This window comes from Paenibacillus hunanensis (assembly GCF_034055775.1).
GTDB lineage: Bacteria > Bacillota > Bacilli > Paenibacillales > Paenibacillaceae > Saccharibacillus > Saccharibacillus hunanensis.
In genome coordinates this window covers 3,647,991-3,661,070 of record NZ_CP139194.1, presented here as the reverse complement: position 1 = coordinate 3,661,070, position 13,080 = coordinate 3,647,991, and the positions used below count along the sequence as shown (strand labels likewise).

14 protein-coding genes are annotated in these 13,080 nt (G+C 45.5%); all 14 read left to right on the top strand.

The genetic code is table 11. The annotated features are described in order from the left end of the window. Positions 1–34 precede the first annotated feature (34 nt). On the top strand, positions 35–307 hold the full coding sequence (gene rpsP / locus SK066_RS14820) for a 30S ribosomal protein S16 (protein ID WP_188776613.1): 273 nt from the start codon (positions 35–37) through the stop codon (positions 305–307). Between the two features lie 196 nt (positions 308–503). Next, positions 504–734, top strand: coding sequence for a KH domain-containing protein (locus SK066_RS14815; RefSeq protein WP_188776614.1), 231 nt, complete (start codon positions 504–506; stop codon positions 732–734). Between the two features lie 119 nt (positions 735–853). Next, complete coding sequence (gene rimM, locus SK066_RS14810; RefSeq protein ID WP_250345728.1) at positions 854–1,375, top strand: ribosome maturation factor RimM; 522 nt, start codon at positions 854–856, stop codon at positions 1,373–1,375. After that, positions 1,375–2,121 carry a tRNA (guanosine(37)-N1)-methyltransferase TrmD gene (gene trmD, locus SK066_RS14805; RefSeq protein WP_320544894.1) on the top strand — a complete coding sequence of 249 codons (747 nt, stop codon included), beginning with the start codon at positions 1,375–1,377 and terminating at the stop codon, positions 2,119–2,121. Before rimM ends, trmD begins: the two co-directional genes overlap by 1 nt. 45 nt (positions 2,122–2,166) lie before the next feature. After that, entirely contained in the window at positions 2,167–2,595 is a 429-nt protein-coding gene (locus SK066_RS14800) for a hypothetical protein (protein WP_320542061.1), read from the top strand. 96 nt (positions 2,596–2,691) lie between these two features. After that, on the top strand, positions 2,692–3,069 hold the full coding sequence (locus SK066_RS14795; RefSeq protein WP_250345726.1) for a hypothetical protein: 378 nt from the start codon (positions 2,692–2,694) through the stop codon (positions 3,067–3,069). A gap of 168 nt (positions 3,070–3,237) precedes the next feature. Continuing rightward, the gene (gene rplS / locus SK066_RS14790; protein ID WP_188776618.1) at positions 3,238–3,582 is read left to right on the top strand and encodes a 50S ribosomal protein L19; all 345 of its coding nucleotides are present in this window, start codon (positions 3,238–3,240) and stop codon (positions 3,580–3,582) included. A 466-nt stretch (positions 3,583–4,048) separates the two neighbouring features. Further along, positions 4,049–4,717 carry a signal peptidase I gene (gene lepB, locus SK066_RS14785; protein ID WP_250345725.1) on the top strand — a complete coding sequence of 223 codons (669 nt, stop codon included), beginning with the start codon at positions 4,049–4,051 and terminating at the stop codon, positions 4,715–4,717. Between the two features lie 43 nt (positions 4,718–4,760). Further along, positions 4,761–5,621, top strand: a complete 861-nt coding sequence (ylqF, locus tag SK066_RS14780; protein WP_320542060.1) for a ribosome biogenesis GTPase YlqF — start codon at positions 4,761–4,763, stop codon at positions 5,619–5,621. A 27-nt stretch (positions 5,622–5,648) separates the two neighbouring features. Beyond that, positions 5,649–6,269 (top strand): ribonuclease HII, encoded by a 621-nt coding sequence (locus SK066_RS14775; RefSeq protein ID WP_250345724.1) that lies wholly within the window; start codon positions 5,649–5,651, stop codon positions 6,267–6,269. A gap of 342 nt (positions 6,270–6,611) precedes the next feature. Continuing rightward, on the top strand, positions 6,612–8,669 hold the full coding sequence (locus tag SK066_RS14770) for a hypothetical protein (RefSeq protein WP_320542059.1): 2,058 nt from the start codon (positions 6,612–6,614) through the stop codon (positions 8,667–8,669). Further along, complete coding sequence (locus tag SK066_RS14765; RefSeq protein ID WP_188776623.1) at positions 8,666–8,983, top strand: EscU/YscU/HrcU family type III secretion system export apparatus switch protein; 318 nt, start codon at positions 8,666–8,668, stop codon at positions 8,981–8,983. Before SK066_RS14770 ends, SK066_RS14765 begins: the two co-directional genes overlap by 4 nt. Positions 8,984–9,311: 328 nt before the next feature. Further along, positions 9,312–9,878 carry a YraN family protein gene (locus SK066_RS14760; protein ID WP_320542058.1) on the top strand — a complete coding sequence of 189 codons (567 nt, stop codon included), beginning with the start codon at positions 9,312–9,314 and terminating at the stop codon, positions 9,876–9,878. 289 nt (positions 9,879–10,167) lie between these two features. After that, positions 10,168–12,105 (top strand): YifB family Mg chelatase-like AAA ATPase, encoded by a 1,938-nt coding sequence (locus SK066_RS14755; protein ID WP_320542057.1) that lies wholly within the window; start codon positions 10,168–10,170, stop codon positions 12,103–12,105. Positions 12,106–13,080: the final 975 nt, after the last annotated feature.

The window sequence follows — 13,080 nt, the reverse complement described above, 5'->3', positions numbered from 1 at the left end:
ATGATAATGAATTAGTTTAAGGAGGTGAATTCTCTTGGCAGTACGCATTCGTCTGAAACGTATGGGTGCCCACAAAGCGCCTTTCTACCGTATCGTTGTTTCCGATTCCCGTTCTCCTCGTGATGGACGTTTTATCGAAGAAATCGGTACTTACAACCCAGTTGCAGAACCATCTGTAACTAAAATTGATGAAGAAAAAGCTCTGAAATGGCTTCAAGATGGAGCGCAAGCTTCTGATACTGTTCGCAACTTGCTTAGCAAAGCGGGCGTTATGAAAAAATTCCATGAGCTGAAACAGCAAAAATAATTGCTGACAAGCTTGGCCCTGTAAAGCGTTCGCTGGTTAACGCTGAATTGGCTGGTCGAAACGCGGTTTTGTATATACAGAACTGCGTTTTTGCGAGCAAATCGGCGACAGCGACGCGTCAGGCTGTCACATTGCAGCCTGCTTGACACAACTGATTTTGCTTCGCAAAATATTGCCTATTCCGGAGGATGAAACGATGGAACAATTAGTAATCGTTATTGCTAAAGCTCTGGTGGATCATCCGGAAGATGTGTCGGTAAATGTGGTGGAAAAGGAGAACCTGATCGTATACGAACTGAGCGTCCATCCGGACGATGCCGGCAAAGTGATCGGCAAGCAGGGACGTATCGCTAAGGCACTCCGCACAGTAGTGACCTCCGCAGCCGTCAAAACACATAAACGGGTTACGGTTGATATCATGTCTTAAAAATGTACGAAAAAGGGCTAGGGTTACTCCTAGCCTTTTTTCGTACATTTTTTGTAGTCACATGATGATAGAGTACCGTTATACTAATGATAGATTAAAAGGATACAAAGGAGAGCTACATGTCAAAACAATGGCTGAATGTTGGTAAAATCGTCAATACACACGGTATTCGCGGTGAATTGAGAATATATCCGAACACTGATTTTCCAGAGGTACGCTTTGCGCCTGGTAACAAGCTGATGATGCTAAATGAAGAAACAGGTGCTTCACAGGAGGTCGAAATCCAAACCTCACGCCTGCAAAAAAATATGTATGTCGTGCGCTTCAAAGGCTTTGGCAACATTAATGAAGTCGAGAAATACAAGGGCTGGGAGCTGCGCGTATCCAAAGACGAAGCGGTCGAGCTGGAAGAGGACGAGTACTATTTCCATGAGATTATCGGCTGTGAAGTCATTACGGATGAAGGCAAGTCGCTTGGTGTGATCAAAGAAATTCTGACACCAGGTGCGAATGATGTATGGGTTGTGAAGCCTGCCAAAGGTAAGGATATTTTAATCCCGTACATTCATGATGTGGTACAGGAGATCAATATCGATGACAAGAAGATCATCGTTCAGATTATGGAAGGTCTACTGGAATGATGAAGATCGATGTATTGACCCTTTTTCCGGAAATGTTTACGGGTGTATTCGGCTCCAGTATTCTCGGTAAAGCGGCAGCAAAAGGCATTGTGGAGCTGAATGCGGTCAATTTTCGCAACTATTCGACCAGCAAGCATGGAACCGTAGATGATACGCCTTATGGCGGCGGTGGCGGAATGGTATTGAAGCCAGACCCAATCTTTGCAGCTGTAGAGGATCTTGTACCCGATCAGGCTGCAAAGCCACGTATTATTTTAATGTGTCCACAGGGCGAGACGTTTACACAGAAGAAGGCAGAGGAGCTGTCACAGGAGCAGCATCTTATTTTCATCTGCGGTCACTATGAGGGCTATGACGAGCGTATTCGCGAGCATCTGGTGACAGACGAGCTATCGATTGGAGATTATGTGCTCACCGGTGGCGAGCTGCCTGCGATGACGGTAGTGGATAGTGTGGTGCGTCTTCTGCCGGGTGTGCTGGGTAACGAAATGAGTGCGGTGACCGATTCGTTCAGTACAGGCTTGCTGGAATATCCGCATTATACGCGTCCAGCTGAATTTCGTGGACTGAAGGTGCCAGATGTATTGCTGTCCGGTCATCATGGCAACGTGGAGAAGTGGCGCCGTGAGCAGTCGCTACTGCGTACTCTACAGCGTCGCCCGGATCTGCTGGAACACGCTGATCTGTCGGAAGCAGAGCGTCGCTGGCTTGCACTACAGGATAAACGCTCAGAGGCATCGGAATAACGAACTTTAGGTAAAGATGTGATAGGTAACGAGGCAGGTGTAGTGATGAACATGCTGCAAAAGATTGACTTTTCATGGAGAATGGAAAGTTGCAGTGATCCGTTATTTAGCTACGATGAATACGGATTAAAGGTATCGTTTATGATATTTTTGGGACAGGAGATTCGCCAGTCGGATATCGGTAAATGGCTGTCTGTGTATAATGTTCAGAATGAACAGCAAATTCCTGATGAGCACTATAATCATCTGGGTTATCGTATCGCAGAGTTCAGCTTTTCGAGTTTTGATTCCTTGTATTGCACCGATAGAGCATCAGGGCTTGCTTCCTATACGAATGCTGCGGGTGATCCGCCCTGTGTTTATCGGGAAGTGGATGAAGATGATCATATACTCGGTTATGTTTTTGCAGGCCATGATTTATTTTTGTCGGTAAAAGCTCAAACATACGATATCGATATCCGTTCTGTATCATAAAGAAAATGCATATCTACCATGCTTTTTTTGGAGCAGTTCATGCTGAAATGAACGCGGCGACCCTACTTGCAGGGTAATAAGATAGGAGTCTGGAACATGTCGAATTCGAATGAAGTAACCGGTCAGCCCACGGGTTGGGTGCAGCAGCTTGGCAGTGATCTGCGTAGCCAGGGCTATGCGTCTATACTGAATCAGCCTTTTGACGATCAGGACGCAGATAAAATTATCGGACAGCTACTACCGGAGTTTAAATATTTGCTGTATATTCATGCCGATGAACGCAGAAAGTACTTTATTGCTGATTATGCAGGTCGCAATACGGTCATTAAGCTGCTGGAGCAGATGGAGAACACCAAAAAAAGTGCTCGCCTGAATGTGCAGGAGTCCGATCGGGTCGGTTATAATCGCTATAGCGACGAGATTCAACGGTTGAATGATCTCAAAAAAATGCTGATGCAGGAGCGTTTTGGCTGAGTGTAAAATAAAGCTGAATATCGTTCAAAAAAAGTATTGTCATCCACCCTGTAAATATGTTAAAATTCAAATGTTGTGTGAATACGATGGTCCTCTGCGATCAATGATGAGAAGACAATAGGTCTTCCTGAGACGCAAGAACATCTGTGCGGAAGGAGGGAGTCATAGATGAATATCATTCAGGCGATTACTCAAGATCAACTGCGTAAAGATGTTCCAAATTTCCGTGCCGGTGACACTTTGAAAGTGCACGTTAAGGTTATTGAGGGAACTCGTGAGCGCGTTCAGTTGTTCGAAGGTGTTGTAATCAAACGTCAAGGTGGAGGCATTAGTGAGACTTTTACAGTTCGTAAAATCTCTTACGGTGTAGGTGTGGAAAGAACTTTCCCAGTACACTCCCCTAAGATTGATAAACTCGAAGTGGCTCGCCGTGGTAAAGTGCGTCGTGCGAAGCTGTACTATCTTCGTGAACTTCGCGGTAAAGCAGCGAGAATTAAAGAATTGCGCCGTTAATCCTTTGGGAGCTGCGGTTGAGAAGGGCTTGTCATACAAGCCCTTTTCTTTATTTTTAAAACCTTTTAATTGCATAGGAAAATGGTTATTCCGCCGTACAGTTATACAGACACGGCATTTTTCCAGAGAAACCAACCTGGCAGTCATTAGCTTTGGAGCTGAATGAATAAGCAGCTTCCTATACTGCATAATGTAATGGAGCATTGGTTTATTTCTGTGGCAAAATGACGCTACAACTGAAGACGGATTTTTTTGTACCCTCTTTATGTACACATTGTCATGCTATAATGGGAGCGGCGCTTGACAAGGTTAATCCTTCAAAATTTGGTTTTTCCAAAATTGTGTGTAAAATAGATTAAGGAATCGTATAGGTACTTGGGTACATTGACACTGGATTGTTTCCGGATGAATCATACCACCGGTACATATACAAAGCGCCAATTCAACCAGGAAAGAAGGCATTGCGATGGAGCAAGATAAACAAAATCAGAACCGGGCAGACGCAGCTGAGGCTACAGCCGTACAGGAACCTGTAGTAAGCGAAACGCCTGAATCAGAGCAAACCCCTCCTAAAAAGAAAAAAAGTGAAGCAAAAGAGTGGATTAAAGCGATTGTCGTCGCTCTTGTGCTTGTGATCATCATTCGTGGCTTCTTGTTTGAGCCATTTATCGTGGATGGTCCTTCCATGCAGCCAAACTTCTATACCGGTGAGCGTGTTATCGTAAACAAAATTTTGTACGATATTCGTGATCCACACCCAGGCGAGGTTGTCGTGTTGAAAGTACCTTCACAAAATCGTGACTTTATCAAACGTATCATTGCGGTTGGTGGCGATACGGTGAAGGTAGATGGCGATACCGTAACGGTAAATGGTAAGGCGATCAGTGAGCCTTACATTCAAGCGGCTATCGATCATGCACATGCACAGGGTAGTAATTACAATATTAACAATTTCCCAACGGAACAGATTCCAGATGGTAAAGTGCCACAGGGCTATGTATTCGTAATGGGAGATAATCGTTCCAACAGTCAGGATAGCCGTATGATCGGTTATGTACCGCTTGGCGATATTATTGGACGGGCCGATGTGATCTTCTGGCCATTAAACAAAGCAGAGTGGATCAATCATTATTGATGGACTCTAGCCATTATTATTTAGGAAGTAAGGGGGAAAACCTATGACCATTCAATGGTTTCCCGGGCATATGACCAGAGCAAGACGCCAGATCGAGGCAAAGCTCAAGCTGATCGATATGGTAGTCGAGTTGCTGGATGCGCGCTTGCCGTTATCAAGCCGTAATCCGATGATTGATGAGATTTTGCAAAATAAACCGCGATTGATCATTTTGAATAAAGCTGATCTGGCTGATCCGGTAATTACGGATGCCTGGGTACAATATTTTAAAGACCAAGGACATGAGGTGCTCACACTGGACGCAGCCAGCGGACAGGGAACACGCGAAATTCCGGAGCGTGCTAAGGTACTGTTAAAGGAGCAACGCGATAAGCGTGCTGCGAAGGGGATGAACCAGCGTGCGATCCGTGCACTGATCGTTGGTATTCCGAACGTTGGTAAATCGACACTGACGAACCGTCTTGCAGGTAAAAGCATCGCTGCAACAGGTGATCGTCCCGGTGTAACAAAGGGACAGCAATGGATCAAGGTCGGTACAGAGATGGAGCTGCTGGATACACCAGGTATTTTGTGGCCTAAATTCGAGGATCAAGGCGTTGGTTATCGTCTGGCGGTAACCGGTGCGATTCGTGAGGAGATTCTGAATGTCGAGGATGTAGCGTACTTTGGTACGAAGTACATTTGCGAGCATTATTGGGATCGACTGGCAGAGCGCTTTGACCTGGATGAACCGCCACAGGATATGGACAATCCGAACGATGTCGTGGAGATCATGGAAGCGATTGGTCGCAAACGTGGTTGTCTGATGAGCGGAGGCCGTGTTGATCTGGAGAAGGCTTCCAAGGTGATCCTGCGTGAGCTTCGTGCAGGCAAGCTGGGTCGAATCTCTATGGAAAGACCCTGAATCCATTAGAGGATGGGAGGAGATACGATGTCTGACTTGCTAAATTATGAGCGTGCATGCTGGGAAGCAGGCTATCAGCATATTGCAGGTGTGGATGAGGTCGGTCGTGGTTGCTTGTTCGGCGATGTGATCGCAGCTGCGGTTATTATGCCGCAGGGTGTAATCATCGAAGGCGTGACTGACTCCAAGAAGCTGACTGATAAAAAGCGTGAGCGTCTGTACACCGAAATTATGGAGCAAGCACTCGCTGTCGGTGTAGGCTATGTTCCTGCTGATGTGATCGATGAGATCAATATTCGTCAGGCTGCACTGCGAGCGATGAAGCAAGCGCTGGAGCAGCTGAGCGTTGTGCCCGATTATATTCTGGTCGATGCAGAGACGGTTGATATGCCCCAGCCACAGCAAAGCATTATTAAAGGTGATGCGAACAGTCATAGTATTGCGGCTGCGTCGATCATCGCTAAGGTCACGCGTGACCGTCTGTGCGAGGGTGAATGGGAGCAGCAGTATCCGGGCTATGGCATTGCTGGACATAAGGGCTACGCAACCAAGCTACATCGTGAGCGTATTCTGGAGCTGGGTGTGACACCATTGCATCGTAGAAGCTTCCTTGGCAATCTGCTGCTGGAACAACCGACACTATTTTAAACAGGGCAAGTAATTGTCTTATAGGTATGGTATAAAAAGCACAGCAAGCATGTAGATCGATTGTATGGTAATCGTCAAAAGAATATTGCTCTTTCAGACGGAATCCGTTACGATAAGGAACAGAAGTGCTTGTGCACAGGGAAGAACCCGAATCTTTGTTATTTGAAGATCGGGTTCTTTTTGTATATAAAAAGACATGGATCATCGCAGGCTTTGTCATTTATGACTCATCATTCTGTTCATTTTGACCGATAAATAAACATACAAACGTCAAGTAAAACGGCGCTACATATCGCTTAACAAAGCCATGCTTTGACAACGATAATGACAGGAGGAGAGATTATGAATATCGGTTCACTGTTCCGTGGCATGATGGGAGATAGCAAGCCCGGTGAGGCCAAGCAGATGGAATTGAAAGAAGGCCAGGTCGTTCGCGGAGTAGTGACCAGTGTGTCTGAGGATGGACAGGAGGTGGTCGTACAGATTCAGGGCGTCAAGGTACGCGCTCGCCTGGAAGCGCCATTACAGCAGGGAGAGACAACGCTATTACAGGTGCAGCCGCCAGGCAAGGATGGCATGACGGTATTAAAGCCTGTAACTGCCAGCCAAACGCCGATTCCTCCATCCACGATGAATGATCTATTGGATTCTTTTCAATTACCGGATACGAAGGATAATCGTGAGATGCTGACTCAGATACGTGCAGCAGGTATAGCACTTACAGCAGATAATGTCAAAAGTATTCAGACCTCAATGGCACAAAAGCCTGCCAGTGTATCGGTGGGCGAATGGGTTCAATCCGCAGCTGTAGCGATACAGCGTGGTCTACCTGTTACGGGACAAAGTGTAGCAGGCTTGCAGCAGGCGATTTTTGGACCGCCACTGCATGAATCGCTGGATCAAATGCAAAATCTGCTACGTACGATTTTGCCACAGCTTCAGTCTGGTACGACTGCGACGCTTAGTGAAGCAGCGGATGGCGCTAATATGCCACAAGCGCAAGCATCTACAGCTACACCTTCGGGCAGTACAGCAGCTAATGAACCACATGCAAGTACGACGAACCCGAATGGACAGCAGGCGGTTCCTACAGGTGCGAATACTGCATCAGGAAACGCTACAGCAACAATTGTAGCTAAGCTTCAGCAGGTGCTACAGCAAATCAATGATCTGCTACCTCCATCCACAGGAGGTACATCTAATCTTACAGCAGGCAATGCTGGACAGCAGGCGACTGCGACAGCGAGCACAGCAACAGCCGAGCAGACACGTGCAAATGGTACGAATGCTGGAAATGCAGCTCAACCCGCAACGGCTAACTTTAATGCACCATCCGGCTCGACTTCACCATGGCTCGGTCAGTTACTCAAGCTGATGGGTACAGAATATGAACAGCAAAGCGTGCGTGCAGCTTTAACGCTCACTGCACAACATGCTGATGCGGCGAAGGAGCAGGGAACAGCTAATCCAGCTGGAGCAACGAATGTACAGCAGGCAGCCACACCAGCAGGTGGTGAGCGTGTTGTAGCTAATCCGAACCAGACCGCTATTCCAACGCCACCGACTGTACCGAATGCTCCAACAGTGAATCAGCCCATACCAGCAGCAGCGGCTTCGTTATCAGATGCACCCGATACGCCGACTGCTGCCACTAATCCAGCTCAAGCGCAAGCATCAGCGGAGGGGAAAGCAGCTTTGTCCGCTACTAATCAAGCAGCTAATGCGGTTAATGCCAGCTCATTGCTTGCACCGCAGACAGCCGATGGGCGGACAGACGCATTACCACATCCAGCTCATATGACGACACATACAGCCGCAGCAGAAGAAGCACTGTCTAAGGCTCAGGATACGCTAAAAGGGCTGTTATTACAGCTCAGTGTCGCAGACGATGCACCACCTATGTTAAAGGATGCTGCCCAGCAGCTTGTTCAGCAATTAACGGGGCAGCAGCTTTTGTTAAATACAGATCGTACTGCTCCATTTGCCCAGGTGACGATGTTCGTTCCATTTAATGGCCCGGATGGTCAGGAGACGGCTTCAGTGCATATCCAATCTCGTCGTGGCAGTAAAGGTGAGCTGGATGCTTCTAATTGCCGTTTGTGGTTTGATCTCGATATGAAGGCATTGGGGCATACGTTGCTGGATGTTCAGGTGACGGATCGTATCGTATCACTCAAAGTGCATAACGATCTGGAGCAGCTGGGACCCGTAATTGAGAATAAACGACAGGAAGTGGCAGAGGCGATTGCTGGGCTCGGATATCAATTGTTATCGCTGCATGTTGCCCCTTTACCTGTGCGAAATACCGCAGATAATCTCATAGGGACAGCGGGCAATATGGGTGAGCTGATCGATCAATTTGCACCGTCTGAATATAAGGGGGTAGACATGAAAATATGAGCAATTCTAAGCCTCCCAAAGATACAGATTCTTCGCTTGTAGGTAAACGCGCAGTTGCATTAAAATACGATCCCTCTCGTAGCGAAGCACCTATAGTCGTTGCCAAGGGACGCGGACGTATCGCAGAAACGATTTTGGAAAAGGCACATGAAGCTGGTGTACCGATTCAGGAGGATGCAGCGCTGGTTGAAGTGCTATCCAAGCTTGATCTGGATCAGCAAATTCCTGGTGAGCTATATAATCTTGTCGCTGAGATTCTAAGCTTTATCTATCGTGCGGATAAGAACTTTGGAACCGATCCGCAGGGCTGGTAATGAATAGAGATCGATCATGGATCGGTTTGATGATGTGAGCATGATCGTTGGAGTAGATTTAGCTTATAAGCTAGGTGAGATTTGATAACAGTTGAGTCTCTGCATGAGTGATATGTAGAGGCTCAACCATTATTATAATAAATCTAAGGATGTACATAGATTAACTAAGTACAAGCTAAGTACAAGCTAAGTACAAGCTAAGTACAAGCTAAGTACAAGCTAAGTACAAGCTAAGTACAAGCTAAGTACAAGCTAAGTACAAGCTAAGTACAAGCTAAGTACAAGCTAAGTACAAGCTTATCCCCTTTATACCCGTCAGGAGAATAAGATGAATGACAACGAAAAAGCGATCCGAGATGATCGCAAGCAAAAAGGGAAAATCGGCGAGGATGTTGCTGCGTATTACTTAGAACAGCAGGGCTATCATTTATTAGAACGTAACTGGCGTTGTCGTAGTGGTGAGCTGGATATTATTGCACTAGCTCCCAGACGAGCAGATGAATACGACAACGCATGGGATAGAAGAGTAAAGGAAGATTGGAATACAGATGAAGTTGAGATAGCTGCGGTTCAAGCTAGTAGGGAATCGTCTGTAGCTCATTCAGAAATTACATATGATAGTGATCCGTCGGATGTTCAATCTAATAGAATAGCTGCAAAAATAATGCCTGTGATTGTCATTGCAGAAGTACGCAGCCGTACAGGAAGCACGCACGGAACAGCTGCTGAATCGGTAGATTGGCGCAAGCGCAAACAATTACGTGAGACTGCGGCAGTATATGCTCATCATACAGGTCAGCATGAAGCTTTATTTCGTTATGATGTCATTACGATCAAGCTTAATGATCATTATCAGGCTGTAGAGCTAGAACACTGTATGGAAGCTTTTATATAGTAGATTTTTAGACGATAAAGGATCATTTTAGTCGTTATCGATAGCTTGTAGAATTAGAAAGCAACAATAGCCGGGAAATCGGTACACAATAACTGCTTAATAGAAAAAGTAAAAAATGAGAATAGAGGAAGCACCCTTTTTCGAATGAGATTATGATGCGATTGGTTTGTGGCTGTGGAGATACGAATTTGTCAGGTGATAAGAAGCTGGCAGACTAGATCGTATATACACAGATAGATAGACAAATGGATACGCAGCTAATAACGAATAGAAGAAAGGGTGTTTTGTGATGTATGGAAAGCAATTCAGTGCTTGTATTCAAGGAATTCACGGTGTGCTGGTTGAGGTGGAGACGGATTTGTCTAATGGATTGCCACTTGTTTCGATTATCGGGTTGCCCGATTCGGCTATTCGCGAGTCGGTTGAACGTGTGCGGTCAGCGATTAAAAATTGCGGATTTACCTTTCCTGCTCAGCGTGTAACGATTAATCTTGCGCCTGCTGATCTACGTAAGGAAGGCTCGGCGTTTGATCTGGCTATCGCTATTGGGATTCTTGTAACGAGTGACCAGCTGGTATTTCCAGAGCAGGAAAGCTTTTTATTACTTGGTGAGCTGGCGCTGGATGGCAATCTACGTCCGGTGCCTGGTGTACTGTCAATGGTGGATGTGGCACGTCAGCGTGGATTGAAGGCTGTTATTGTGCCGCTGGAAAATGCGGCTGAGGCTGCTCTGGTCGAAGGGATGGATGTATATGGAATCCGACATATGCGAGACCTTTTACACGTTTCTGAGCAAATGACGATTGCTGACAGACTTGCTAAAGCCGCTGCATTAGAGATTTCTGACCCCGCTACCAGAGAAAAAGAAAAAGAGAAAGAGAATCGGGCAAATCTAAATGTAGCTTCTATGCAGCAGGAGGAAGGCGTACAGCAGTTTAATATGCAGATTCCAGGTCAGCCTGATATTCAAGTGCGTGTATTGTCTCCTACGGATCGTGCTTGTGTAGCAGAGCATTCTACTGGGAAGCAGGTAGATCGTCGACAGCGGATGGAAGGGGAACAGTTTGAACATGATCCAGCATATACGAAGCCAGCAGCTGAACAGGTAGCTGATTCTACATCGGTTCAGCAAGTTCATTCTCCATCGAAAAGATCAAGCGGTTCTGATCCGCGTCATCATATTCAGCTTGCTCCTCATTTATTTGTACGCAAGTCTCAAGCTCATACTTATGCTACAGAGCCAACGATGATTGAGGACTATGCCGATGTATTCGGACAGCAGCATGTGAAGCGAGCCTTAACGATCGCAGCATCTGGTATGCACAATATTATGCTGATCGGCCCACCAGGTACGGGTAAAACGATGCTTATCAAGCGCTTGCCCACGATTTTACCACCATTGACTGATGAGGAAGCACTAGAAGTGACCAAAATTTTGAGTGTGGCAGGTCGATTAAAGGATAGCGGCAATACGCTGATGCGCAAGCGTCCTTTTCGCTCCCCTCATCATAGTATTACTGCATCTGCCTTGATCGGCGGCGGGGCGATCCCGAAGCCAGGAGAGGTGAGTCTAGCTCATCAGGGTATTTTATTTTTGGATGAGTTTCCTGAATTTCCGCGTACGATTTTGGAGCTGTTGCGGCAGCCGTTAGAGGATCACGAAATCCATATTAGTCGTTCCAGAGCTGTATTTACGTTTCCGGCAAATATATTGCTCGCAGTTTCGATGAATCCGTGTCCGTGTGGATTTGCCGGTAGTCGTCATCCACTTCATCCGTGTACATGTACCGATGCCAAAATCGCTCGTTATCGTGCTAAAATATCAGGCCCATTACTTGACCGGATTGATCTACAGATCGAGGTGCCCAGACCGAGTGAACGTGAGCTTCAGGCTAGCGCAGTTGCAGCCGCCGCGGACGGAAACGATTCCTCTAGTATGCGTGAGCGTGTCCTACGTGTGCACAAGCTACAGCTGGAACGGTATCGAGAAATAGGCATTCACTGGAATAGTCAATTGTCTGGTAAATGGCTGCGTCAGTATGCGCCGCTCACACCAGCAGCAAATACGTTACTGGATACAGCTTTTGAACAGCTAGGTATGAGTATGCGTGCACGAGACCGTATTTTGAAATTAGCAAGAACGATCGCGGATCTGGAGGAGGAAGAGCAGATTGACGCGCTACATATTGCAGAGGCGATTCAGTATCGGCAATTGGATCGAGGATGAGTAGATAAGACAGGGCATAAAGAGATTAAGCTTACGGGACTAAGTTGCTATTGCAGATTAGAGATTAGGCTGATGTAGCTTGCGAAGAAGAAAAATGTAGTTGATAGAATAGAGTGAGATTAAGCTATTATAGTATAAGATTAGGTCGGATGCTGTATAAGCAGGCTATATCATTTGTAAAAAGTGAGTGATCCGTATGAATTTAACATTGGCAAAAACATACCCTATAAACACTTACAAGATCATACACCTGTAAGTATTTCATACTATAAGTAAAAGCAAATACACAAGCTAAAAGGTGTTCTTCATAGTTGTGATTTGACGACTCGTGTTTTGGTTATGTACGATCAAAACTACAATCGAGTCCGCATTTCGCTCAGTAATATTTTATCTATAAAAAATGAATGTGAATTGTAGTGATTATATTCAAACAAATATTGAACAGATTTAACAAATTAAAAATTACGTTTGAAATTTTAATTCATGATTAGGTGATCGTGAGACAACTTCAATACTCAATATTGTTCCATCAATCTCAATCATACAAATCGTATGAAAAACCTTATTAAGATTAGAGCTAGTGATCAGGGGATTATAAAAAACCACTGAACACTCAACGTTTTTATTGACCGAATTCTGTTAATGGTCTATACTATGAAATAAGGGTGTTATATATTATAGGTCAAAAAGTAATATTTATAACATTCACCGCGTAAAACTAAAAAAGCCACCAGAAGAGGCAGCTTATTTTAGGGGTAATACTAATTCAACTTTTCAATAAGGTAATCTCTAATTTTTTCAGAATAAGGACGATATATCTTTGATTTAACCAACCAGATACCAACTGGGTGGTTGAAAAATCGATTAATCAACCATTTCATAATTGTGAAAAATACTGAAGTTGTTGCAATGACGACATAGAGATAATCGATTACTGGAATACCAGTCCAGATACCGATGAGCCAACTAAAAAGA